Source organism: Mesorhizobium sp. M0771 (assembly GCF_040320155.1).
GTDB lineage: Bacteria > Pseudomonadota > Alphaproteobacteria > Rhizobiales > Rhizobiaceae > Mesorhizobium.
This window is the reverse complement of record NZ_JAMYPC010000023.1, coordinates 21,158-43,176: the sequence shown is the minus strand read 5'-3', so window position 1 is coordinate 43,176 and position 22,019 is coordinate 21,158. Positions and strand designations below refer to the sequence as shown.

Below are 22,019 nucleotides of genomic sequence, written 5' to 3'. Positions count from 1 at the left end.
CACACGACCGGGCGCAACCCGCAGCGAGCGAAGGTCCCCTCACCTTCGCTGTGCTGGTCTTTCCCGGCTTTCCGATGATGGCGTTCAGTTCGGTGATCGAGCCGCTGCGCGCCGCCAATGTGCTGGCCAAGCGCGATTGTTACCGCTGGGTGATCGTCGGCGCCGACCAGGGCACGGTCGAGGCGTCCAATGGGGTTGTCATACAACCGGGATTCTCAGCCTCGAGCGCACCGAAGGTCGACCGCATCGTCGTCTGCTCCGGCGGCAATGCGGACTTGCTTGTCGCGGACGATGCGGTTGCCTGGATCCGCAGGAGCCTGCGCGCCGGCGCCCATATCGGCGCGGTGGCCGACGCCGCCTTCTTCCTCGCACGGGCCGGCCTGCTCGACGGCCATGCCTGCACCTTGCACTGGACCAGCCAGGCCGCCTTCACCGAGGCCTTCCCGGATATCGAGCTTCGGCGCGACCTCTATGTCATCGACCGCAAGCGCTTCACCTCGGCCGGCGGCGTCGGCAGCCTCGACATGATGCTGGAGATCATCACCAACGATTATGGCGGCGAGCTCGCGGCGGGCGTTGCCGAATGGTTCGTGCACAGCCCCTTGCGTTCGAGCGTCGACCGCAAGCTGATGCCGCTCAGGCTGCGCACCGGCGTCCAGAACGAACTGGTGCTGTCGGCCATCGCCATCATGGAGGATGCGGTGGAAGAGCGGCTTGGCATGACGGAGCTGGCGGCAAGGCTCGGTGTCTCCTCCGACAAGCTGGAGCGCAATTTCCGCACCGAGCTCAGCATTTCGCCCAACGGCTATTACCGGCGCCTCAGGCTACGGCGCGCCGCCGACCTGTTGGCCCATTCGACGCTGATGGTGCGAGACGTGGCGCTGGCCTGCGGCTTCGCGTCCATGTCAAGTTTTGCCCGAGCGTTTCGCGAGGAGCATGGGCACGCGCCGAAGGCGATGCGGCGGCATTAGAGGGCGCTGCGCGCTAACGCGGTGAGATGCTGGCGGGACAGCGCCCCCCTCTGTCCTGCCGGACATCTCCCCCACACGGGGGGAGATCAGATGTCGCCTCGGCTTTCGCCAATCACCAACGTTGCAGGGCGAGCGGGACGCGAAAGCTGCTAATCTCCCTCCTTGTGGGGGAGATGTCCGGCAGGACAGAGGGGGCGCGAAGGATCGCAACATTGCCCTTTGTATCCATGCCCTTCTTGCGGCATTTCGCACGACATCTGCGGATTCTCGCACAGACATTTTTCGGCGCATGGCTATGGTCTAGCCCTTCAGGAGGCGCACCCATGAGCATCGTCGTTTTCGACCCGGACAGCACCGAGGATGTGGATTTCAAGGACCGCATGCGCCACCCGGTCGCGGCTGACTCGGCCGGTGGCATGTGGCTGTCGGACACCGAGCCGTCCTTCATCGATGCCGACGCGCTGCGCAAGGGTCGGCTGGCGAAACTGCGCGGCTGGATGCGCGAGGCGGGCTATGGGGGCGTCGTTTTGTTCGACCCCTACAACCAGCGCTATGCCACCGGCTCGCGCAACATGTTCGGCTATTTCCTGCGCAACTCGACGCGGTATTTCTTCATCCCGACCGACGGGCCGATCGTGCTGTTCGAATACCCGCAGAGCTACCATGTCTCGATGGTGCTCGACACGATCGACGAGGCGCGCCCGTCCAAGCTGGTATGGTCTTCGGTGTCGGGCCGCGACGACGAAACCGCCGGCCCCTTCGCCGACGAGATCGCCGAGCTTTTGAAGAAACATGGCGGCGGCTCGATGAAGCTCGGGCTCGACCGCTGCAGCCATTTGCAGGCGCTGGCGCTGGAAAAGCGCGGCTGCGACGTCAGGGATTGTCAGGGCGAAATCCTGGCGGTGCGCGCGGTGAAAACACCCGAGGAAGTCAAATGCCTGCAGGTATCGATGGCTGGCGCGGAAGCCGCTGTTTATGCCGTGCGCGAGGCGATCAAGCCCGGCGTCTCCGAAAACGAGCTGTTCGCCATCATGTATGGCGAGGTGATCCGCCAGGGCGGCGAGTTCATCGAGACGCGGTTGCTCACCTCGGGCCAGCGCACCAATCCGTGGTTCAACGAGGCCAGCGGCCGCAAAATCCGGCCGGGCGAGCTTCTGGCGCTCGATACCGACACGATCGGCTGCTATGGCTATTATTCCGATTTTTCGCGCACCTTCCGCTGCGGGCCGGGCAAGCCGACCGACTATCAGAAATCGCTTTACCGCATGGCGCACGACCAGGTTCAGCACAACATTTCGATCGTCAGGCCGGGCATGGCGTTTCGCGAAATCGCCGAAAAGGCGTGGAAAATCCCGGACCGTTTCGTCGACCAGCGCTATACCTCGGTGATGCACGGCGTCGGCATGCATGGCGAGACGCCGTTCATAGCGCACGCCATGGACTATGAAACCTACGGCCGCGACGGTGTTGTCGTGCCCGGCATGGTGGTGAGCGTGGAAAGCTATATCGGCGAGAAAGGCGGCCGCGAGGGCGTCAAGCTGGAGGACGAGATCCTGATCACCGACACCGGCACCGAACTTCTGTCGCGCTTTCCCTACGAGGATGAGTTTCTGGAGAAGCAGGTTTGATGGTCGTTTCGCATCCCTTGGCAACCAGCGCGAACGCCAATCCCGTCGTCATCCTAGGGCGAAGCAAGGAGCGCAGCGACGCGGCGCAGACCCTAGGATCCATGCCGGGACTCATCCGCGCCGCAACGGTGCAAGTTCTGCTCCGCTGCATTCCTTGGCCAATGTCACGGCATGGACTCCAGAGCGCCGCAACGGTGCAGATCCTGCACAGTTGCACTGCACGGTCGACGTCACGGAATGGATCCCAGGGTCTCCGCGACGCCGCTGCGCGGCTGCTTCGCCCTGGGATGACGAAGTTCGGAGGACGACGACCAATCTCCATCGCTTGCGCTGCCCTTGCGAGAAGAGCGGCGGCGTTGGTCGCGAACCAAGGCCTATCCGCATGAAAAGCCGCATCTCGATCAAACGCGGCACGGTCGCCGCGGCGTTCATCGACCTCCAGGAAGAGCATCGGCAGGACAAGCGCTATCTGGTCGAAGGTTTTGGCGAGGTGCTTGCCAATGTCCAGCGCCTGCAGGCGGCGGCGCGGCGCAACTTCGTGCCGCTGTATCACTGGGCCTATATCGTCGATACCGCCAAGGCGCGTCCGTTCCATCCGCTCGACGCCGACGGCAAGTCCGCCTTTTCCGACAAGACCGATCCGCTGACGGAGATTTGCCATGAGGTGGCGCCCGCGGCCGGCGAGACGATGCTGGTCAAGACGCAGGCCAGCGCCTTCGGCGCCGGACCTGGCGCAACCGAACTCAAGGCGCGCGGCATCGAATGGCTGATCGTCGCCGGCGTCTGGACCGAGGCCTGCATCGACGCCACCGTGAAGGACGCGGTCGCATCCGGCTTTCGTGTGCTTCTGGTCAAGGATGCCTGCGGCAGCGGCAGTGCCGCCATGCACCAGACCGCCATCCTCAACCTTGCCAACCGGCTCTATGGCGGCGCCGTCACCAACACGATAGACGCGTGCCGGCTGATGGCGGGCGACACCGTCGATGCATGGCGGGTCGAGGGCTCGGTGCCGCTGCGCTTCACCTTTGAAAACGCCGAACGGCTCTACGGCGAGCTCTGAGAGATGGGCACGGTCCACAAGCTCAAGATCGCCAGGCGGGGGAAATACGCCACCCTGCTCGATCCGGCGCTGTGGGAGTATATCGACCTGGTCAATGACTGGTTCCCGCCAGAAATCGCCGAACTTCCGATCGCCGAGCAAAGGTCGGTCTATGATGCGATGTGCCGCGCCTTCCATCAGGGTTGTCCCAAAGGGGTTTCGGCCAGCGGCGGCATCATCGCCGCCGATGCAGGGCACGCCATCCCGATCCGCTACTACCGGATGGCGGGCAAGCCCGTGCGCGCCGTCATCGTCTACTATCATGGCGGCGGCTTTGTGCTTGGCGGGCTCGACAGCCATGACGACATCTGCGCCGAGATCTGCGCCGGCACCGGTTTCGACGTTGTCTCGGCCGACTACCGGTTGGCGCCGGAGCATCCGCACCCGGCCGCCTTCGACGACGCGCTGACCGTGTTCGAATGGGCGGCGGTGACAACGGACCTGCCGATCGTGCTCGTTGGCGAAAGCGCCGGCGGCAACCTTGCCGCCGCGGTCGCGCACGCCTCGCGCCGCCACCTGCGCCGGGCGGTCGGCCAGGTGCTGATCTATCCCGGCCTCGGCGGCGACGAGAGTGCCGGCTCCTATGTCGAACATGCCGAGGCACCGTTGCTGACGCTGCGCGACATCGCGTTCTACCGCACCATTCGCGCTGCCCCGGCACAGTCGCCCGACGACCCGACTTTTTCGCCGCTGAGCGACAATGACTTCTCCGGCCTGCCGCCGACTGTCATCATCACCGCCCAATGCGATCCGCTGTCATCGGACGGCGAGACCTATCGCGACCGCATCGTTGCGGCAGGCGGCCGCGCCTGGTGGTATGAGGAGAACCGCCTCGTGCACAGTTTTCTGCGCGCCCGCAAAAGTGTTCAGCGCGCCGGCGAGGCGTTCGCGTGCACGCTTGCAGCCATCGCCGCCGTCGCCGTGCTCGGCAAGAACGACTGGCCATATTGAGGCGGCGAAGCGCTGATCTCCCCCTCATGGGGGTTGAGGAGTGGTCCGCGTAGCGGATGGAAAGCCAATTGCTTGGCTTTCCGAACGACGAAAGCCGGCAGGCCAGAGGGGGGCGCGAAGGATCGCGGCCCTTCAATATCCTAAATCAGCGCAACGATTATCTGTGAAGATACTCCAGTCGGCAGACGGGATGGCGGGACAGCGCCCCCCTCTGTCCTGCCGGACATCTCCCCCACAAGGGGGGAGATTGGCAGTCTACCTCTGCGGAGCAGTGCACAAGAATTGCGGAAAAGAGAACATTTCCCTGGGTGGGCCCGCTTTATCATCGCCTGCTCAGGCAACGGCGCGCCCGATGGTCGCCTCCGCCCCCAGCGGAGACGGACCGTCGGGGCGCCCAACAAAAGAGGGAACGACGATGAAATTCATGCTGACCGACCGCAATTTGCACCCGCAGGCGAAGCCCGTTGCCGACGATTTCAGGAAAGGCGGCGTCAACCGGCGCGAATATCTTGCCATCATGGCCGGCTTCGGCGTCAGTGCTGCCGGAGCGCTGGCGCTGGGCGGCCTCAGCGCGTCGCCTGCCCGGGCCCAGGAGCCGAAGCGCGGCGGCACCTTGCGCGTCGCCATGAACGTCAAGGGGTTCAAGGATCCGCGCACTTTCGACGGTGTCGAAATGTCCAATGTGGCGCGCCACTGCAACGAATATCTGGTGCGCTGGAACCGCGACTTCACCTTCGAGCCGTGGCTGCTCGAAAGCTGGGAAACCAGCGACGACGCCAAGACGCTGACGCTGCATGTGCGCAAGGGCATCGCCTGGTCGAATGGCGACGCCTTCAACGCCGATGACGTCATCCACAATCTCAACCGCTGGTGCGACGCTTCCGTCCCCGGCAATTCGGTCGCCGCGCGCATGGGCGCGCTGGTCAATGCCGACACCAAGAAGCCGGTCGATGGCGGCATCGAGAAGGTCGACGATTTCACCGTAAAGCTCAATCTGCCGAAACCCGACATTTCGCTGATCGCAGGGATGGCCGACTATCCCGCGCTGATCATGCACCGCTCCTATGAGGGCGGCGACGATCCGATGAAGGCGCTGGCGATCACCACCGGACCCTGCGAACTGGGCAGCTGGAATGCCGAGACAAGTGCTGAGGTGAAGCGCAAGGACAAGCCCTGGTGGAAGGGCGACTTCTACCTCGACGGCATCAAATGGGTCGATTACGGCTCCGACCCCAACGCGACGCTGTCGGCGTTCGAATCCGGCGAGATCGACACCGACCATGAGACCGCGTCCGACGCCGTGTCGCAGACCGAGCAGATGGGCTTGTTGAATTCCGAGATCGCCACCGGCTCGACCATCGTTGCCCGCTTCAATGTCGGCAACGCGCCTTATGGCGACGTCAAGGTGCGCCGCGCCGCCCAGCTTGCGGTCGACAATTCGGCCGTGCTGGCGCTCGGCCTCGGCGGCCGCGGCAAGCCTGCCGACAATCACCATGTCGGCCCGATGCACCCGGAATTTGCCGATATCGGCCCGGCCAAGCGCGACACGGAACAGGCCAAGAAATTGCTCGCCGAGGCCGGCAAGACGGACCACGAATTCGAGCTGATCTCGGTCGACGTCGAATGGCAAAAGAGCACCGGCGATGCGATCGCCGCGCAGATGCGCGAGGCCGGCCTGAAGATCAAGCGAACCGTGCTGCCCGCCGCGACCTTCTGGAACGACTGGAGCAAATACCCCTTCTCCACAACCGAATGGCTGGGCCGCCCGCTCGGCGTCCAGGTGTTGGCGCTCGCCTATAAATCGGGCGCCGCCTGGAACGAAAGCGCTTACGCCAACAAAGAGTTCGACGAACTCCTCGACAAGGCGCTGGCAACGCCGGATGCCGCACAGCGCAAGGAGATCATGGCCAAGATCGAACAGAATCTGCGCGATGCCGGCATCATCATCCAGCCCTACTGGCGCTCGGTCTACCGCACCTATCGCAAAGGCGTGCAAGGCTGCGAACAGCACCAGTCGCTGGAACAGCATTTTGAGAAGGTGTGGCTGGAGGGGTGATCGTTCGGGGACGCCGCATACCGGCTGGCACCTGAGCGGTATGTCGCTCAGGTAAATACCTGCAGCGCACTCCGAGCATTTACGACGGTGTCTGTCTTGACGCGGCGATCGTGGATCGGTCTGGTGTGTCGAAAAGGCGCTGGAGACCGATCCTGATTGCGCCTTCGTGTATTGGGGCATCGCCTATGCCGCCGAGCCTTTTTACAACCTCACCTGGAAGGAGCACGGCAAGGACGAGGCTAACCGCGCCGCGACGCTGCTTTGATCATGTCCAGCTTGCGCGGGCTGGTTCTGCGGGCGCAAGCCCCGTCGAGCAGCGGCTGATCGAGGCGCTGGCCGCACGCTTCCAGCAGCCGCATGGCGTGACGCCGGCGGAATTCGAACAATGGGACAATGCTTACGCTGCCGCCGCGATGCGGTAGGTCTATTGTGACTTTCCCGACGACCATGACGTGATGGCTCTCACCGTCGAGGCGCTGATGATGCGCACCGTGCGGCGGCTGTGGGATTTGAAAACCGGCAAGCCGGCGCCGAACTAGATGTGCTGGAGGCGCTGGAGGTCTGCGAGCGATCGATCCGGCTGTCGGACGAAGCCGGCACTGCGCCGCATCCGGCGATCCTGCACCTGCATATCCATCTGCTCGAGATGTCGACGCAGCCGGAACGCGGCATGCGCTCGGCGGACCGGCTCGGCACCATGTGCCCCGATGCCGGCCACATGAACCATATGCCGGGCCATATCCATGTGCTGTGCGGCGAGTACGAGAAGGCAAAGCTGGCCAGCGAAAAGGCGGTGCGCGCCAACGACCTCTACCTCGCCTATGCCGGTGAGACGACCTACTATCTGCTCGGCTGCTGCCACGATTTGCATCTGATGATGTTCACCTGCATGTTCCTTGGCCAGTACCAGCCGGCACTGTGGGCGGCTGACAAGGTGCGCAGCCTGGTCACGCGCGACGTGGTCGCCATCCAGGACCGGCCAAAGCTGACGCAAACAGTGGAGGGCTATCATGCGATAAAATCGCATGTGCAGGTGCGCTTCGGCCGCTGGCAGGAGATCATCGATGAGCCGATGGTGGACGAGCCGGCACTTTATGTGCTGGCCGCCGCCATGCAGCACTACGCCAAGGGCGTCGCCCATGCGACGCTCAAGCAATTCGCGGCAGCCGAGCGTGAGCGCGAAAATTTCCGCAGGCATGTCGAGAGCATTGCGCCCGAGCGGCGCTTCCTCAGCAACCCGGCACGGGCCTCGCTAGCCGTCGGCGCCGCCTTGCTCGATGGCGAGTTGGCCTACCACCAGGGGCAGCATGACGACTCTTACGCCCATCTGCGCCAATCCGTCGAACTCGACGACAATCTGTCCTACACCGAGCCCTGGGCCTGGATGCACCGCCGCGCCATGCGCTGGCGGCACTGGTCCTCGACCAGGGCCACACTGACGAGGCCGAGCAGGTCTATCGCGACGACCTCGGCCTGAGCGGCAAGGTCCAGCGCTGCGCCCAGCACCCCGACAATGTCTGGTCGCTGCACGGGTTGGTGGAATGTCTGAAGCGGCGCGGCGAGAGCGTGGAACTGCCGGGGGTGCAGGAGAAGCTCGACGTAGCACTGGCCAAGGCTAATGTGGCGATCACGTCGTCATGCCTGTGCCGGACGAGACCGCAGGCGGACCGTAGCTGCTGTCATTGAGAGGGCAGCCAACCGACCGAAATCGGCGACGTTCGCTCACGAGAAAATCTCAGCCAGATCGTCGATGCTGGTGCCTTCCTTGAGCTGTCGCAACTCCACATACATGACGACGATGGCGATCGATACCACCAAGCCTTGGGCTGTATCGACCAGGGCGTTGAGCAAAAAGCCCAGTGTCAGACCAAATGAGAAAAAGAAGGCGTTCGCCCAAATATCCACGGTGATTGAAGGCACGAGCACGACAAGCCAGATGCACAGCAACGGCCAGCGGCTGCCTTTGGTCAGGTCGCGGCTGCGTTGCATGCTGGCGAACACGCCACGCCCTTCACCGACAATTACCGGCGTCGTGACCGACCAGCGCGCCAGCAGCAACAGTCCGGGAACGATGATGAGTACCAGGCCCAGCCAGAAGGCGAATGTGATCAGGATCGAGGCGGCGCTTGCCGGTAGCAGAAGCGCACAGGCTGTTCTGATGCAATCGCGTGCCGACGGCCGTTCGCCGCGCAGATCCATCAGGGCCGCTCGCGTCAATGCCGCCTGCATGAAAGCCCCCAGCACAAAAAAGCCCAACATGAAGATTGCCGTGATCGTCAACCGTCGCATCGAGTATTCGGGCTCTACCGACCCAACGGATACCCAGAACCAGTAGGAAAATCCAAACTCCGGCAAGGCGTATACGAACAACGCCACTCCCAAGCACAGCACCGGATTGCGCCGGATAATCGCGAACGTATCGCGGAGAACCCTGCCGATGCGAAATTTGCCTGGCTGCTCCGGCGTCATCGACGTCACGATTGCCCTACCCCGGTCGATGTGCCGTTACGAAAAAATCTGCGCCAGTTCGTCGACGCTGGTGCCTTCCTTGACCTGGCGCAGTTCGACATAGGTGACGGCAATGGTCACCGACAGCATCGTCGAAAAGATCGTCGACACCAGAGTGCTGCCAATCGCTCCGACCAGGACACCGACACCGGTGACGCCGCCGGCGGTTGCGAGCGCCAGTCCGAAAAACAACGAGAACACCGCCTGGATGAGCATCGCCGCCACGCCAATGATCAGCAGCAGCCAGAATATCGACCAGCGGCTGCCTTTGGTCAGGGCACGGCTGCGCGATATCGAGCCGAACACGCCAAGCCGCTCCTGAACCGCAATGGGCACGGAAACCGATACGGAAATCAGCCACATGAAAGCGGGAATAAACGCCAGGGCAAGCCCGATCAGCCAGCCGATAGGGGGAATGATCCAGGCGATGAAAACCATCACAAAAACAGCCACCACCAGGGTGATAATGACCATAATGCCAATGCCCAACGTGGGGAAGAAGCTGCGCAATGCTATCTGGATGCAGTCGCCGATGACCGGCCGCTTGCCGTTCAAATCCTCGATTGCCGCCCTGACAAGCGCCGCTTGCACCAGCAAGGCCAGAACGAAAATGATCAAGGAAGCGACTATCGATAAGCCCGAGTAGTCTCCCATGGCCGACGTTTCGAAAGCGGCGGCGTTCCCGGCGCTGTCGACGTTCACCAATGTAGCGACCCGGGACAGGTTCCAGAGGTTGTACAGCAGTGCGGGCAGGGTTGAGAAAAGTCCGACGACCACAGCAAGGAAACCCAGATTGCGGCCGATGACCGCGAAGCTGTTGCTGAAAACCCTGCCGATGCGGAATTTTTCCGGTCGGTCCTGCGCCAGTGACGTCACGATGCCTCCTGCCCTGGCACCCGCCTTGACCTGACCGGGTCAAGGCGGTGCAAACCCGTCGGCTTACGAGAAGATCTCGGCCAGTTCGTCGACGCTGGTGCCTTCCTTGACCTGGCGCAGCTCGACATAGCTGACCGCGGCGGCGACCGACAGCAACATCGACATCACGCTCTGCACCAGTGCCGCCACGACAGTAGCGACAATGTCGTGAAACAGGTAGACAAACACGCCCACCGCGCCCTGGATGACCATGCCGATGATGATCAGGACAAGGAACAAGCCGAAGAGCGACCAGCGGCTGCCCTTGGTCAGGGCGCGGCTGCGCGACATCGAGCCGAACACGCCGAGCCGCTCCTGGATCTGAACCGGTATCGCAACCGACCAGCCCAGCCACAAGATGATGCCGGGCACCAGCAACGCAAGCGCGGCTAGGCCTGCGCCCAGGCCGACGAGCAGGCCGATCGCCAATGTCGGCAGAAAATATCGGATGGCTATCTGCAGGCAATCGCCCAAGGTCGGCCGCTTGCCGTTCAAATCCTCGATTGTGGCTCGCACGAGCGCCGACTGCAGCACCAGTACGAAAAGGGAGGCAATGAAACTGGCCGGGAGCGTCACCCAAATGTTGCTAAACACCAGGGCGGGGTCGGCCGCAGCGCCGGGATTGGCCGTCAGGAGCGCCTGCATGCGCGATTCGGTCCATAGCCGAAGAATAACTGCCGGCACCCCCGCAAACAGCACCGAAAGCCCCACGAAAAGTATGACGTTGCGGCCGATGACGGAGAAGCTGTTGTTGAAGACCCTGCCGATCTGAAATTTCTCAGGCCGTGCAAATGTTGCCGAAGTCATGATGCGCCCCCTGTTCCACCGCCGAATATTGTCCGGCAGCCGCAGTAGTAAATTTGCCAAGATTAACGACTGGCGTCTAGCCCACTTGCAAAAGTTACGCTGCATTGCCAGTGTCGGCCCGCGAACCGCAGGTTCATGGGGGCGAGAAGGTGACTGCTGCACAGCCGGACGCTGCGCAAGCCGAATGGCTGGCCAAACTGCACAAGCAGTTGCTGTCAGACGATTCGATCCAGTTCGACCTGCCGGCCTACAGACCACCCGAGACACCCGAGTGGATGAGACCGCTGGGCGAGTTCCTGAAATCGCTCGGCCCGTACATGATCTACCTGTTCTGGGGCGCGGTGATCACAGGTGCCGCGATCATTCTGCTGCTAATTGTCCTTGAAGTGAAAGGCGTCGCCTGGCGCCTGCCCTGGTGGCGCAAAAAGAGCGTGACCGAGGCGGAAGCGATATGGCACCCCGACGTTGGCGCCGCGCAGATCCTGTTGTCGGAAGCCGATGCGCTCGCCGCCCGGGGCGAGTATGACGAGGCGGTGCATCTCCTGCTGCGCCGCAGCGTTGCCGACATTGCCGGCCGCCTGCCCGACTTTCTGCGCCCGTCGCTGACCGCGCGCGATATCGCGGGAGCGGCGTCGCTGCCAACGCGGGCGCGTGGCGCCTTTACCCAGATCGCGCGCATCGTCGAGGCCGCTCTGTTCGCGCGCCGGCCGGTCGGGCCCGAGGGCTGGCAGGAGGCGCGCAGCGCCTATGAGCGATTCGTCTTCAGGGATGCCTGGACGTGAGTGACGCGACAGCCGACATCGCCCAGCAGGAACCGTTCAGCCGCAGGACGCTGTTCTGGGGCATTTTCGCCAGCCTGCTCGCGGCCGCAGGCTTCTTCCTGTTGTCCACCTATGCGCCCGACTTTCGCCAGCCGAGCGTCGGTGGCGCAACGCCGCTGTCGAAGAGCGGCATCGGCTATGCCGGTCTGGCGCAATGGCTGGAGCTGACCGGCGAAGCGCCCGACATGGCGCGGTCCGACAGCGATCTTCAGATCGACACGAACCTCCTGATCGTCACCATTTCGCCCGACAGCGACCCGGATGCGCTTGCCAACATCATCAAGCTTCGCAAGGGCCTGGATACGCTGTTCGTGCTGCCCAAATGGGCGACCTTGCCGCTGGCCTTGCACGAAGGCTGGGAGATGAAGATCCAGCGGCTGCCGGATGTGGTGGTCAACGACTGGCTCGGCCGCATCGCCAAGGCCAAGCTCGGCGAAGGTGAGACCACGGTCAAGCAACTCGACGTCTCAGGGCAAATGGTCAGCGTTCCCGGCCAGTTGCAATGGGTGGCCGACGAACACCCGCTGATTGCCGCCGGCAACGGCAAGGCCGTGCTGACCGAGGTCGAAGACGAGCGGTTCTACATTCTGACGGACCCCGATCTCATCAACAACGCTGGCTTGAAAGATCCCGACAAGGCGGCGGCGGCGCTCAAGCTGATCGAGCTCCTCCAGCCCGAAGAGGGTGCCGTCATGTTCGACCTGACGCTGCATGGCGTCGGGCGAAAATACGATCTCGCCAAGCTTCTGGTCGAGCCGCCCTTCCTGGCGCTGACGCTGACCATCCTGGCGGCGGCGGCACTTGCCTTCCTGCATGGCCTTGGCCGGTTCGGGCCGCCACGGGCCGATCAGCGCGCCATCGCCTTCGGCAAGCGCGCGCTGGTCGATACCACGGCGATGCTGTTGCGCCGCGCCGGCCGGCTGGAGGAACTGGGCGACCGCTATGGAGCACTGGCACGCGTGCGCGCCGGCGCGCTGCTCGGCGCGCCGCACGGTTTGCAGGGCGAAGCGCTCGACCGCTGGCTCGATTCCCGCGACAAGGACGAAGCCGGCGGGTTCACGACCCGCCTGCAAGCTGCGAACGCGGCAAAGACCCTGACACAAATGCATGATGCAGCCGAAAAGCTGCACGACTGGACGGCAAGGAGGCTCGGTGAACGTCGATGATGTGAAGGCCCTGGCGACACAGATCAGGGAAGAGGTGGCCAAGGCCATCACCGGGCAACACGATACGGTCGATCTGATGCTCACGGCATTGTTCGCCGGCGGGCATATATTGCTCGAAGGACCGCCGGGCACGGCCAAGACGATGACGGCGCGCTGCTTTGCCCAGGCGCTGGGCGTCGCCTATGGCCGCATCCAGTTCACACCCGACCTGATGCCCGGCGATATCGTCGGTTCCAACATCTACAATTTCCAGACCGGGCAATTCACGCTGACGCGCGGCCCGATCTTTTGCGACCTTTTGCTCGCCGACGAAATCAACCGCACGCCGCCCAAGACCCAGGCCGCCCTTTTGGAGGCGATGCAGGAACATGCCGTCACCTTCGACGGCACCACCCATGCGCTCGGCCCGAACTTCATGGTGGTGGCGACGCAGAACCCGATCGAGCATCAGGGCGTCTATCCCCTGCCCGAGGCCCAACTCGACCGTTTCCTGTTCAAGCACCGGGTGAGCTACCCCGGCCCGGAAGAGGAAAAGGCGATCATCATCCACCATGGCGGCGGCACCGCCTCGCACGACATCAAGCAGTACGGCATCAAGGCCCAGGCCGACCGCAAGACGCTGGAAAAGGCGTTGGCGACCGTCGGCGAGGTTACGCTGGTCGATGATGTCGTCGACTATATCGCCAGGCTGGTGCGGGCCACGCGCGAAAGCCCCGACCTCGAGGTCGGCGCCAGCCCGCGCGCGGGCGCCATGCTGGCGAGAGCTGCACGGGCCCGGGCAGCGCTCGACGGGCGTGCCTATGTCATCCCCGACGACGTCAAGGCGCTTGCCGTGCCGGCGCTGCGCCATCGCGTTATCCTGTCGCCGGCGGCGCAGATCGACGGCCGCCTGGTCGAACAGATCGTGACCGACCTTGTAGACCAGACGGAAGCGCCACGTTGATTTATCCGAGCGGCCGGGCAGTCTGGGCAGGTGCGGCCGGTGCAATACCGGCCTTCCTGATCGCGCTCGCGCTGCCGTCGCTGTGGTATCTCGGCCTGTTGTGGATCTGCGCGCTGCTTGCTTTCCTGGCCGTGGACGCGGCCGCCGGGCGCGGACGGGCTTCTCTGAACGCCAGCATCCACGCCCCGCCGCAGGTCAGCGTCGGCGGCCAGCTCACCGTCAATGTCACCGCCAGGCTCGGCGGACGGCCGCGCGCCGTGCAGGCGCGTCTTGGCCATGACGAGCGGCTGCAACCGCTGGGCGGCACCGGCGGCGCATCGACCGCCGAGGCCGGCAGCGCATCGCTCGATCTCAGATTTCAGGCGCTGCGGCGCGGCATTGCCAGGTTCGACCGCTTGTGGGTGCGCTGGCCCGGGCCGTTCGGGCTGGTCTGGAACCAGGTGGTGCTGCCGATGGACAGCAAGGTGGCGGTGCTGCCCGACGTCAGCAGCGCCCGCGACGAGGCGATCACGCTTTTGCAGCGACAGGCGCTGCCCGACGGCCATGCGCAGCGCCGAGCCGGCCAGGGCCGCGAATTCGAGGCGCTCAAGGATTACCAGCCCGGCATGGGCCGGCGCATGATCGACTGGAAGCGCAGCGCCCGCCACGGCAGGCTTCTGGCGCGCGAATTCCGCATCGAGGAGAACAACAACATCGTGCTGGCCATCGATAGCGGCCGCTTGATGTGCGAGCCCGTCGACGGCGTGCCGAAGGTCGACCGCGCCGTCACCGCCGCTTTGCTGTCGGCGTTCATTGCGCTGAAGGGCGGCGACATGGTCAGCCTGTTCGGCTTCGACGCGCGACCGCGCGTTTCCAGCGGCGCCGTGCGCGGCTCGGCCAGCTTCGCCATGATCCAGAAGCGGGCGGCGGAGATCGACTATTCTACCGAAGAGACCAATTTCACCCTGGCGCTGACGACGCTGGCGGCGCGGCTCGACCGGCGCTCGCTGGTGATCATCTTCACCGATTTTGTCGATCCGATCAGCGCCGAACTGATGCTGCGCACCGTAGGCCGGCTCACCGAACGGCATCTGGTGCTGTTCATGATGATGAAGGATGTCGAGCTGGAGACACTGGCCGACATGCCGCCGGACACGCCGGAGGATGTGGCGCGCTCCGTCGTCGCCGGCGGGCTGCTGCGCGAAAGGCAGGTCGTCATCGGCAGGCTCAGGCTGCTCGGCGCGCATGTCATCGAAGCCGACCACCAGAGGCTCGGACCGGCGCTGGTCGAGCGCTATCTCGAGTTCAAGCGGGAGGATCTGTTGTGAACGCGCTGGTCGGCAAGGATGCCGTGCGCCAGTCGCTGGCGAGCTTCCGTTCGGAGCGCGAGGCCGACTGGAAGGCGTTCGAGGCGCTGCTCGCCCGGGTCGAGAAACGCGCGCCACGCACGCTATCGGAAGACGAACTGCTGTCGCTGCCATTGCTCTACCGCTCGGCGCTGTCCTCGCTTTCGGTGGCGCGGGCGACCTCGCTCGACAATGCGCTGGTCAGCTATCTCGAAGCGCTTTGCCTGCGCGGCTACTTCTACCTCTATGGCGCACGTCGCGGCTTGCGGCAGCGCATCGGCGACTTCTTCCTGCATGACTGGCCGCATGCCATTCGCGATTTGTGGCGCGAGACCTTGCTGTCGGTCGTCCTGACCTTTGTCGGCGCCGGCGCCGGCTACTGGCTGGTGGCCAAAGACAAGGGCTGGTTCGACGCCATCATTCCGCCGAGCCTGGCCGGGGGGCGCAACCCGGATGCCTCGGCCGAAGTGCTGCGGCAGGTGCTTTATGACGGCACCGAGAATAATTTCCTGTCGGGCTTCGCCGCCTATCTGTTCACGCACAATGTCCAGGTGGCGATCCTGGCCTTCGCGCTGGGCTTTGCCTTCGCGGTGCCGAGCGTGCTCTTGATCCTGATGAATGGCTGCCTGCTTGGCGCGATGTTCCAGATCTACGTCGCCAAGGATCTCGGCCTGGAGTTGGGCGGATGGCTGTCCATCCATGGCACCACCGAGATGTTCGCGATCGCCTTGGCGGGCGCCGCCGGCATGCGCATCGGCACGCGCATCGCCTTCCCCGGCGAACTGACGCGGATGACGGCTGCTGCCGATGCCGGGCGCGTGGCCGCCACCACCATGGTCGGGGTGACGATCATGCTTTTGTTTGCCGGCCTGCTCGAAGGCATCGGTCGGCAGGTGATCACCAGCGACGTGACACGCTACGCCATTGGCGGCGGCATGCTGACGCTGTGGCTCTGTTATTTCTATGTGTTCAGGGTGGTGCGGCATGGCGACCGCTAGGCGTGCTACCGTCTCGACGATACGGCCGCTGATCACGCCGGAAGGGGTCGATCTCCGGATCAAGCTCGCCGATGCCGGCACCCGCGCCGCCGCCTTCCTGCTCGACTTTGTCATCATCATCGTCACGGCGATCGTGATCTCGATCATTGCACTATTCGGGCTGGCCGGCCTCAAAGGCGAAGGCGCGCAGCCGCTGTTCATCGTCTGGATCATCCTGATCTTCTTCCTGCGCAACGCCTATTTCATCGTCTTCGAAGCCGGCCGCCGCGCCGCCACGCCCGGCAAACGGATGCTCGGCATCCGGGTGGCGTCGCGCAGCGGCGCCGGCCTGTCGATCGATCAGGTCATCGCCCGCAACCTGATGCGCGAGATCGAGATCTTCCTGCCGCTGTCGATCATGCTCGGCCGCAGCGAGATGGGGCTCGCCGACACGTTGTCGACGATCTTCGGGCTGGTCTGGACGCTGCTGTTTGCGCTCTTCCCGCTGTTCAACCGCGACCGTATGCGGATCGGCGATCTGCTTGCCGGAACCTGGGTGGTCGAGGCGCCGAAACTGGCGCTGGTCGAAGACCTGTCGCAACGCCAGGACACCACCACCCGCGCCTTCCGCTTCACCCAGGCGCAGCTCGATGCCTATGGCATCGCCGAACTGCACAAGCTGGAAGAGGTGCTGCGCCGCGACGACTATTTCGCACTGAAAGCCGTGGCCGAGACGATCGGGCGCAAGATCGGCATGATGGTCGAGCCGGTCGATTCCAGGGCCTTCCTGACCGCCTATTATGGCGAGTTGCGGGCTCAACTCGAACGCAAGCTTTTGCTGGGCAACCGCAAGGCGGATAAGTATCAGCGGTGAGCTGTGCCTCAGATGGGAGTCGATACATGAGACATTGCTTCCTGAACATAGTTAATAAAAGTGTGTTTGCAATTCCGATGGCTACCACCCGCGACGGCTGGGAGAAGTTCGCAGGTCCCGTCATTTTGATTGGCGAGCTACCTTCGGTCTCCGACAAAGAGATCGGTCTAGCAACACTCAACGCGCTTGGTGCTTATGCCAGCGATGTGCCCGACGACATCGTACACACGGTTCTTCTTGACAGCTCGGCTTCGCGGTTCGGCTTCAAGTCGTACAACTCCCTCCTTCGGAAATCCCGTCAGATGTCGGTCGACCAGGGAAGGGACGACAAATTCACACTTACCCCCTATGCCAAAGTCAACAGAGAGAGTGCCGTGCCGCTGGACACGATCTTGTCTTCAACAGATACGCCAGAGGATCTCGGGCGTGCTGTTCGAGAGTGCATTGCGCTTTGTCGTTAACAGCGTCGAGTAATCGGTCACCATGAACACCTCTCCATCCGAGCTCGAACTCCAGGAAATGGAGGCGCGCGTGCTGCCGCAGCTCAGCCCGGCCCATGGAAATCATGGGTCGAGGGTCGGGATTTGCTGAGCAGATCGAATTTCATTCAAACCGACGAAGGCGCGGATCGCGGCGACGATATCGAAATGGCCAGCGCCACGGCCGAAGACCAGGATTTCATGGCTGCGGCGCGGCAGGACATGCCTCGCCTGATCGCCGAAGTGCGCAGGCTGGGCGCACTTCTCAATCAAACGAAGTAAAAGCGGCGAGGCCGCCTACCCCACCCACTTTTCATAGTCGGACACCAGCAGGTGCACCGGCGCAACGTCCTCGTGGATGTTGGAGAAGCGGCCGATCGGTTCGCGGAAGACGTTGTCGGTAAGGTCGTCATTGACGGTCGAGACCTCGCCGATCAGCACATCCTTGCCCTCGGCCCAGAAGGCGTGCCAGACGCCGGGCAGCAGCGTCACGCTCTGGCCCGGGTCGAGTTTCAGGAGCCCGCCTGCCGGCAGCCTGTGGATGGTGCCGTCGACCGGCACCGTCACTTCGGCCTTCGGATCGATGCCGCCGTCGCGATCGTGCATGAACAGTTCCAGCACGAGCTTACCGCCGCCGCGGTTGATGATGTCCTCGGCCTTGATGTTGTGGCGGTGCATCGGCGACAGCTGATCCTTGCGCGAGATCATGATCTTCTCGGCATAAAGCATGCCCATGCCCTTCTTCATGTCGGCATAGACGCCGTTGCGAACGGTGAACAGGAACAGGCCGAGTTCGTCGAATTTTTCCTGGCCGTAATCGGTGATGTCCCAACCGAGCCGCGATGTGAAAATGGCGGCGGAGTCGGCCTTGCGCGCCTTCATCTCTTCCGGGCTCCAGTAGGCGAAGGGCGGCATGATGTAGCCGAACGAGCGGATGAAGGCGTCTGCATCGCGGATGATGTCGTTGACGGTGGAGCGTTTCATGATCGTGATCCCTTCGCGTCGCGTTCCCTGGAGTTATCTGAAGCGCATAGCCGAACAGCGCTGCGGTGTCGACGCAAACTGCGTGCTGGCCCCATGACATCCGTGCGGATCGGGGCCATAAGTCAGCCAGATTTCCCAAGGTGATATTTCATGCAAGGCATAGACGACCTCGACACGCCGGCGATCCTCATCGACGCGGCCCGCGCCGAAGCCAACATCGCACGAGCGCAGGCGCATGCCGACCGCCACGGGCTGAAACTCAGGCCGCACATCAAGACGCACAAGCTGCCTTATTGGGCGAAGAAGCAGATGGCGGCCGGCGCGGTCGGCATCACCTGCCAGAAAATCGGCGAGGCGGAAGTGATGGCCGATGCCGGGCTCTCCGACATCTTTCTGCCCTACAACATCCTTGGCCGCGCCAAGCTGGAGCGCCTCAAGGCGCTGCATGGTCGTGTGACGCTGTCGGTGACGGCCGACAGCCGCGAAACGCTGGAGGGGCTCGCCGCTACTTTCATCGATGCCGGGCGGCCCCTGCCCGTGCTGGTCGAATGCGACACCGGCATGGGCCGCTGCGGTGTGCAGAGCGCCGCCGAGGCGTTGGCCTTGGCGAAAATGATCGACCAGGCCAAGGGGCTCACCTTCGGCGGACTGATGACCTACCCCGCGGCAGGCCGAGCCGCCGAGGCTGAATCGTGGCTGGCCGGCGCCAAACAAACGCTCGCGGCCTCGGGCCTCGCCTGTGAACGCATCTCCAGCGGCGGCACGCCTGACATGTGGCGCTCGGGCGAGGACAGCGTGGTGACCGAATACCGCCCCGGCACCTACATCTACCTCGACCGCTACCAGGTCGCCAAAGGCGTCGGCACGCTCGACGATTGTGCGCTGACGGTGCTCGCCACCGTGGTCAGCCATCCGACGCCGGCCCGCGCCATCCTGGACAGCGGCAGCAAGGCGCTGTCCAGCGACACGCTGGGGCTCGCCGATTTTGGCGAGCTGCTCGGCATGCCCGGCGCCCGCGTCACCAGCTTGAGCGAGGAACATGGCACGGTCACGCTTGGAAATGGTGCGAAGCTTCGCATTGGCGAGCGCGTGCGCGTGGTGCCTGATCATTGCTGCGTCGTGACCAACCTGTTCGACCAGGTGCATCTGATCGATGGTGACAAGGTGCTGGAAACGCTGAAGGTGGAAGCGCGTGGGCGGATGGGGTGAGGCTTTTCGTTTTGGAGGCTCGCCCTATTTCGACATTGACGAATTGTAATTTATAACTTACTAGTCCCCATGGCAATCCTGAAGCAGACAGCCACCTTTCGGAGGTGGCACCAAAAGCTGAAAGACGGAAGAGCCAAGGCGGCAATTGCCGTTCGGCTGCAACGTTTGATTGTAGGAAATCCCGGCGACTAGTGGGTGAAGGCATCAGTGAATTGCGCATTCACTATGGGCCCGGCTATCGCGTTTATTTTCACAAGCGCGGTGAAACGGTCATCCTGCTCCTGTGCGGCGGGGATAAAAGTTCACAAGAAACCGACATACGGACAGCAAAGCGCCTGGCCGTAGAATGGAGTGACGACAATGGTTGAAAAAATCTATGATTTCGATCCCGCCGAAATGCTCGATTCCGATACGGCAATCGAGGCGTTTCTGGCAGAGGCAATGGAAACCGGAGACGCCAAATTCGTCGCGTCCGCCCTCGGTGTCGTTGCCCGCGCCAAGGGGATGAGCAACATTGCCAGAAAGACCGGCTTGGCTCGCGAGCATCTTTATACCTCGCTCAGCGAAAACGGTAATCCTACGCTGGAAACCACACTGGCGGTCATGAAAGCATTCGGCTTTCATTTGGCCCCAAAGCACGATGCAACTCAGGTCTAATCTACGCCAGCGCGCGTCGAGCGCGAGGTTGTTCGGGCCAACTGAAATCAGGACGGATAAACCGGACCCAGCGCCGCCTTCAGCGGATCCAGCGCGTCGCCATACAGCTTCCAGCGCTCGACCGAGGATGAATAGATCGGCTGGCGCACCTGCCAGCGGCTCGGCGTCCGCACGGTGCGCTCGGTCTCGTTGAAACGCAGGCAGGCATCGTCCCACTCGACGCCGAGGAATCCGATCAATCCACGGGCGCGATTTTCGAAATCGGCGACCGTTTCTTCGTAGGGCATGTCGTGGATATTCAGCGGGATGACCTTGGTCCAATGGCGCATCAGGCGGTCATACTCCCGGTAATACTGCCCAAGCTTGGTAAGATCGGCATTATAGCCGTGCGCCTCGGAAAAATTATGCATGAAACAGGACGCGCAATTGTCCATCGGGTCACGCCGGCAATGGATGATGCGGGCATTCGGCAAGATCAGGCTGATGAAGGCCAGCAGCTCGAAATTATGCGGCATCTTGTCGACGACAAGCCGCGCCGTGTTGTTGCGCTTTTTGAGATCGTCGAGATATTTCGATCCAAGCTCCTTGGCCTTGGCCGCAGTGAGCGCCGCCATGGCCTTGGTGAAAATGGCTGGGTCGAGCTTGTCGAACCCAAGTTCGCCGGCAAGTGAACGAATGGTCGACAACTCGCCGGCGCCATGGATATCGCGATGACTGGCGCATATCTGCTCGGTCAGCGTCGTTCCCGACCGTGGCATGCCGACGATGAAGACCGGGCGTCTGGATGGATTTCCCAAATTGGCTCGCGCCTCGAAGAAGCCGGCGTCGAAAGTGTCGATGAAGCTGTCGTAAAGCTGGGTGTGCCGGTCGATGTCGAAATCATTGCCGGAAATCGCCTTGGCCCTCGCGAAATGGCGGATGGCCGGGCTATACTCGCGCTGATCATTGAGCATCTTGCCGGCGGCGTGGTGCAGCACTACCCGCTCGCGATCGGTGGTTGTCGGCAATTCCAGGCGTTTCAGCACCAAAGGCAACGTCGGATCGTCCTTGACCGCCCGGCGCGCAAGCGCCATTCCAGCCAGCGCCTCGACATGGCCCGGGTCGATGGCAAGGGCCTTGCTGAAGCATTCGACCGCCTCGGCCGGCCGGCCAATGTCGGTGAGCAAATCGCCCATACCGGCAAGTGCCATCACCGACTGGCCGTCGATAGCTAGCGCCTGGCGATAGAACCCTTCGGCAATGTCGCCCTCGAGCTGGCTTCGGTAGGAGCGGCCGAGATTGCACAGCGCTTCGATGAGCCCTCCATCGAGCTCGATCGCCTTTCTCAGATGTCTGCGCGCCTTGTCGATGTTGCCGGTTACATTGTAGGCGTTGCCGAGATTGTTGCGGAAGATGGCGTTGTCCGGTTCGAGCTTGACCGCCCTTTCCATATAGGCAATGGCGGCGTCATGATGCTCGGCCTCGATGGCCAGCGTGCCCATCAGGTTCAGCGCCATGGCATTTTTGGGCTGCGTGCGAAGCACCGTCTGGTAGCAGAACTCGGCCTCGCGAAAACGCTTGCGCCGTTGCAGGTCGATGCCGCGCTGCAATGTCTTTTCCGCCGGTTCACCGGCGGACGGCAGCGAAGCTGGGATCATTGCCGGCAGGCC

20 protein-coding genes and 2 pseudogenes are annotated in these 22,019 nt (G+C 63.2%); 17 read left to right on the top strand and 5 right to left on the bottom strand.

Annotated elements, in window-relative coordinates; all coding sequences use genetic code 11:
- Positions 1-74 precede the first annotated feature (74 nt).
- From NKI05_RS27255 to NKI05_RS27230, 6 genes and pseudogenes are all read left to right on the top strand, one after another.
- Positions 75-971, top strand: coding sequence for a GlxA family transcriptional regulator (locus NKI05_RS27255; RefSeq protein WP_352519331.1), 897 nt, complete (start codon positions 75-77; stop codon positions 969-971).
- Between the two features lie 323 nt (positions 972-1,294).
- Complete coding sequence (locus tag NKI05_RS27250) at positions 1,295-2,599, top strand: M24 family metallopeptidase (RefSeq protein ID WP_023698044.1); 1,305 nt, start codon at positions 1,295-1,297, stop codon at positions 2,597-2,599.
- 382 nt (positions 2,600-2,981) lie between these two features.
- The gene (locus NKI05_RS27245; protein WP_023672542.1) at positions 2,982-3,659 is read left to right on the top strand and encodes an isochorismatase family protein; all 678 of its coding nucleotides are present in this window, start codon (positions 2,982-2,984) and stop codon (positions 3,657-3,659) included.
- Between the two features lie 3 nt (positions 3,660-3,662).
- Complete coding sequence (locus tag NKI05_RS27240) at positions 3,663-4,649, top strand: alpha/beta hydrolase (RefSeq protein ID WP_031205814.1); 987 nt, start codon at positions 3,663-3,665, stop codon at positions 4,647-4,649.
- A 415-nt stretch (positions 4,650-5,064) separates the two neighbouring features.
- Positions 5,065-6,705, top strand: coding sequence for an ABC transporter substrate-binding protein (locus tag NKI05_RS27235; protein ID WP_352793635.1), 1,641 nt, complete (start codon positions 5,065-5,067; stop codon positions 6,703-6,705).
- A 124-nt stretch (positions 6,706-6,829) separates the two neighbouring features.
- Positions 6,830-8,391: pseudogene (locus NKI05_RS27230) on the top strand (hypothetical protein); the annotation flags it as partial.
- Between the two features lie 36 nt (positions 8,392-8,427).
- Here the strand turns inward: NKI05_RS27230 and NKI05_RS27225 are convergent.
- The 3 genes from NKI05_RS27225 to NKI05_RS27215 all read right to left on the bottom strand — a co-directional run bounded on the left by NKI05_RS27225 (position 8,428) and on the right by NKI05_RS27215 (position 10,935).
- Complete coding sequence (locus NKI05_RS27225; protein WP_023715256.1) at positions 8,428-9,183, bottom strand: hypothetical protein; 756 nt, start codon at positions 9,181-9,183, stop codon at positions 8,428-8,430.
- A 27-nt stretch (positions 9,184-9,210) separates the two neighbouring features.
- On the bottom strand, positions 9,211-10,089 hold the full coding sequence (locus NKI05_RS27220) for a hypothetical protein (RefSeq protein WP_023816255.1): 879 nt from the start codon (positions 10,087-10,089) through the stop codon (positions 9,211-9,213).
- A gap of 63 nt (positions 10,090-10,152) precedes the next feature.
- A complete protein-coding gene (locus NKI05_RS27215; protein WP_023715254.1) occupies positions 10,153-10,935 on the bottom strand; it encodes a hypothetical protein in 783 nt (260 codons plus the stop codon).
- 149 nt (positions 10,936-11,084) lie between these two features.
- Between NKI05_RS27215 and NKI05_RS27210 the strand changes: the two genes are divergently transcribed.
- The 8 genes from NKI05_RS27210 (at position 11,085) to NKI05_RS27175 (ending at position 17,802) form a co-directional block, all read left to right on the top strand.
- Complete coding sequence (locus NKI05_RS27210; protein ID WP_023715253.1) at positions 11,085-11,717, top strand: DUF4129 domain-containing protein; 633 nt, start codon at positions 11,085-11,087, stop codon at positions 11,715-11,717.
- Positions 11,714-12,922, top strand: coding sequence for a hypothetical protein (locus NKI05_RS27205; protein WP_023715252.1), 1,209 nt, complete (start codon positions 11,714-11,716; stop codon positions 12,920-12,922). The genes NKI05_RS27210 and NKI05_RS27205 overlap by 4 nt, the downstream gene beginning before the upstream one ends.
- Positions 12,909-13,865, top strand: a complete 957-nt coding sequence (locus NKI05_RS27200) for an AAA family ATPase (RefSeq protein ID WP_023715251.1) — start codon at positions 12,909-12,911, stop codon at positions 13,863-13,865. Before NKI05_RS27205 ends, NKI05_RS27200 begins: the two co-directional genes overlap by 14 nt.
- On the top strand, positions 13,862-15,172 hold the full coding sequence (locus NKI05_RS27195) for a DUF58 domain-containing protein (protein WP_023715250.1): 1,311 nt from the start codon (positions 13,862-13,864) through the stop codon (positions 15,170-15,172). Before NKI05_RS27200 ends, NKI05_RS27195 begins: the two co-directional genes overlap by 4 nt.
- Positions 15,169-16,188 (top strand): stage II sporulation protein M, encoded by a 1,020-nt coding sequence (locus tag NKI05_RS27190; protein WP_023682904.1) that lies wholly within the window; start codon positions 15,169-15,171, stop codon positions 16,186-16,188. The genes NKI05_RS27195 and NKI05_RS27190 overlap by 4 nt, the downstream gene beginning before the upstream one ends.
- Complete coding sequence (locus NKI05_RS27185) at positions 16,175-17,041, top strand: RDD family protein (RefSeq protein ID WP_023816256.1); 867 nt, start codon at positions 16,175-16,177, stop codon at positions 17,039-17,041. Before NKI05_RS27190 ends, NKI05_RS27185 begins: the two co-directional genes overlap by 14 nt.
- Before the next feature lie 77 nt (positions 17,042-17,118).
- On the top strand, positions 17,119-17,502 hold the full coding sequence (locus NKI05_RS27180; protein WP_023705783.1) for a hypothetical protein: 384 nt from the start codon (positions 17,119-17,121) through the stop codon (positions 17,500-17,502).
- Between the two features lie 123 nt (positions 17,503-17,625).
- Entirely contained in the window at positions 17,626-17,802 is a 177-nt protein-coding gene (locus tag NKI05_RS27175; protein ID WP_023689648.1) for a hypothetical protein, read from the top strand.
- A gap of 15 nt (positions 17,803-17,817) precedes the next feature.
- Here the strand turns inward: NKI05_RS27175 and NKI05_RS27170 are convergent, their stop codons facing one another.
- Positions 17,818-18,504: a D-lyxose/D-mannose family sugar isomerase gene (locus tag NKI05_RS27170; RefSeq protein ID WP_023750474.1), complete on the bottom strand. Its 687-nt coding sequence runs from the start codon at positions 18,502-18,504 to the stop codon at positions 17,818-17,820.
- A gap of 150 nt (positions 18,505-18,654) precedes the next feature.
- On the opposite strand from NKI05_RS27170, the gene NKI05_RS27165 reads away from it, so the two are divergent.
- The 3 genes and pseudogenes from NKI05_RS27165 (at position 18,655) to NKI05_RS27155 (ending at position 20,370) form a co-directional block, all read left to right on the top strand.
- The gene (locus NKI05_RS27165) at positions 18,655-19,713 is read left to right on the top strand and encodes a D-TA family PLP-dependent enzyme (RefSeq protein WP_023750475.1); all 1,059 of its coding nucleotides are present in this window, start codon (positions 18,655-18,657) and stop codon (positions 19,711-19,713) included.
- 69 nt (positions 19,714-19,782) lie between these two features.
- Positions 19,783-20,081 (top strand): annotated as a pseudogene (locus NKI05_RS27160) (type II toxin-antitoxin system RelE/ParE family toxin).
- Positions 20,074-20,370, top strand: coding sequence for an addiction module antidote protein (locus NKI05_RS27155; protein ID WP_023672893.1), 297 nt, complete (start codon positions 20,074-20,076; stop codon positions 20,368-20,370). Before NKI05_RS27160 ends, NKI05_RS27155 begins: the two are co-directional and overlap by 8 nt.
- Positions 20,371-20,417: 47 nt before the next feature.
- Here NKI05_RS27155 and NKI05_RS27150 read toward each other — a convergent pair whose 3' ends face one another.
- Positions 20,418-22,007, bottom strand: coding sequence for a tetratricopeptide repeat-containing sulfotransferase family protein (locus tag NKI05_RS27150; protein WP_245261943.1), 1,590 nt, complete (start codon positions 22,005-22,007; stop codon positions 20,418-20,420).
- Between the last annotated feature and the right edge of the window lie 12 nt (positions 22,008-22,019).

What these genes read in the sequence shown, in the direction of transcription:
- NKI05_RS27240 (WP_031205814.1), top strand. Translation starts at nt 3,663, where the DNA reads ATGGGCACGGTCCACAAGCTCAAGATCGCCAGGCGGGGGAAATACGCC.
- NKI05_RS27215 (WP_023715254.1), bottom strand. Translation starts at nt 10,935, where the DNA reads ATGACTTCGGCAACATTTGCACGGCCTGAGAAATTTCAGATCGGCAGG.
- NKI05_RS27250 (WP_023698044.1), top strand. Translation starts at nt 1,295, where the DNA reads ATGAGCATCGTCGTTTTCGACCCGGACAGCACCGAGGATGTGGATTTC.
- NKI05_RS27255 (WP_352519331.1), top strand. Translation starts at nt 75, where the DNA reads ATGATGGCGTTCAGTTCGGTGATCGAGCCGCTGCGCGCCGCCAATGTG.
- NKI05_RS27235 (WP_352793635.1), top strand. Translation starts at nt 5,065, where the DNA reads ATGAAATTCATGCTGACCGACCGCAATTTGCACCCGCAGGCGAAGCCC.
- NKI05_RS27155 (WP_023672893.1), top strand. Translation starts at nt 20,074, where the DNA reads ATGGTTGAAAAAATCTATGATTTCGATCCCGCCGAAATGCTCGATTCC.
- NKI05_RS27245 (WP_023672542.1), top strand. Translation starts at nt 2,982, where the DNA reads ATGAAAAGCCGCATCTCGATCAAACGCGGCACGGTCGCCGCGGCGTTC.
- NKI05_RS27165 (WP_023750475.1), top strand. Translation starts at nt 18,655, where the DNA reads ATGCAAGGCATAGACGACCTCGACACGCCGGCGATCCTCATCGACGCG.
- NKI05_RS27180 (WP_023705783.1), top strand. Translation starts at nt 17,119, where the DNA reads ATGGCTACCACCCGCGACGGCTGGGAGAAGTTCGCAGGTCCCGTCATT.
- NKI05_RS27150 (WP_245261943.1), bottom strand. Translation starts at nt 22,007, where the DNA reads ATGATCCCAGCTTCGCTGCCGTCCGCCGGTGAACCGGCGGAAAAGACA.
- NKI05_RS27170 (WP_023750474.1), bottom strand. Translation starts at nt 18,504, where the DNA reads ATGAAACGCTCCACCGTCAACGACATCATCCGCGATGCAGACGCCTTC.
- NKI05_RS27185 (WP_023816256.1), top strand. Translation starts at nt 16,175, where the DNA reads ATGGCGACCGCTAGGCGTGCTACCGTCTCGACGATACGGCCGCTGATC.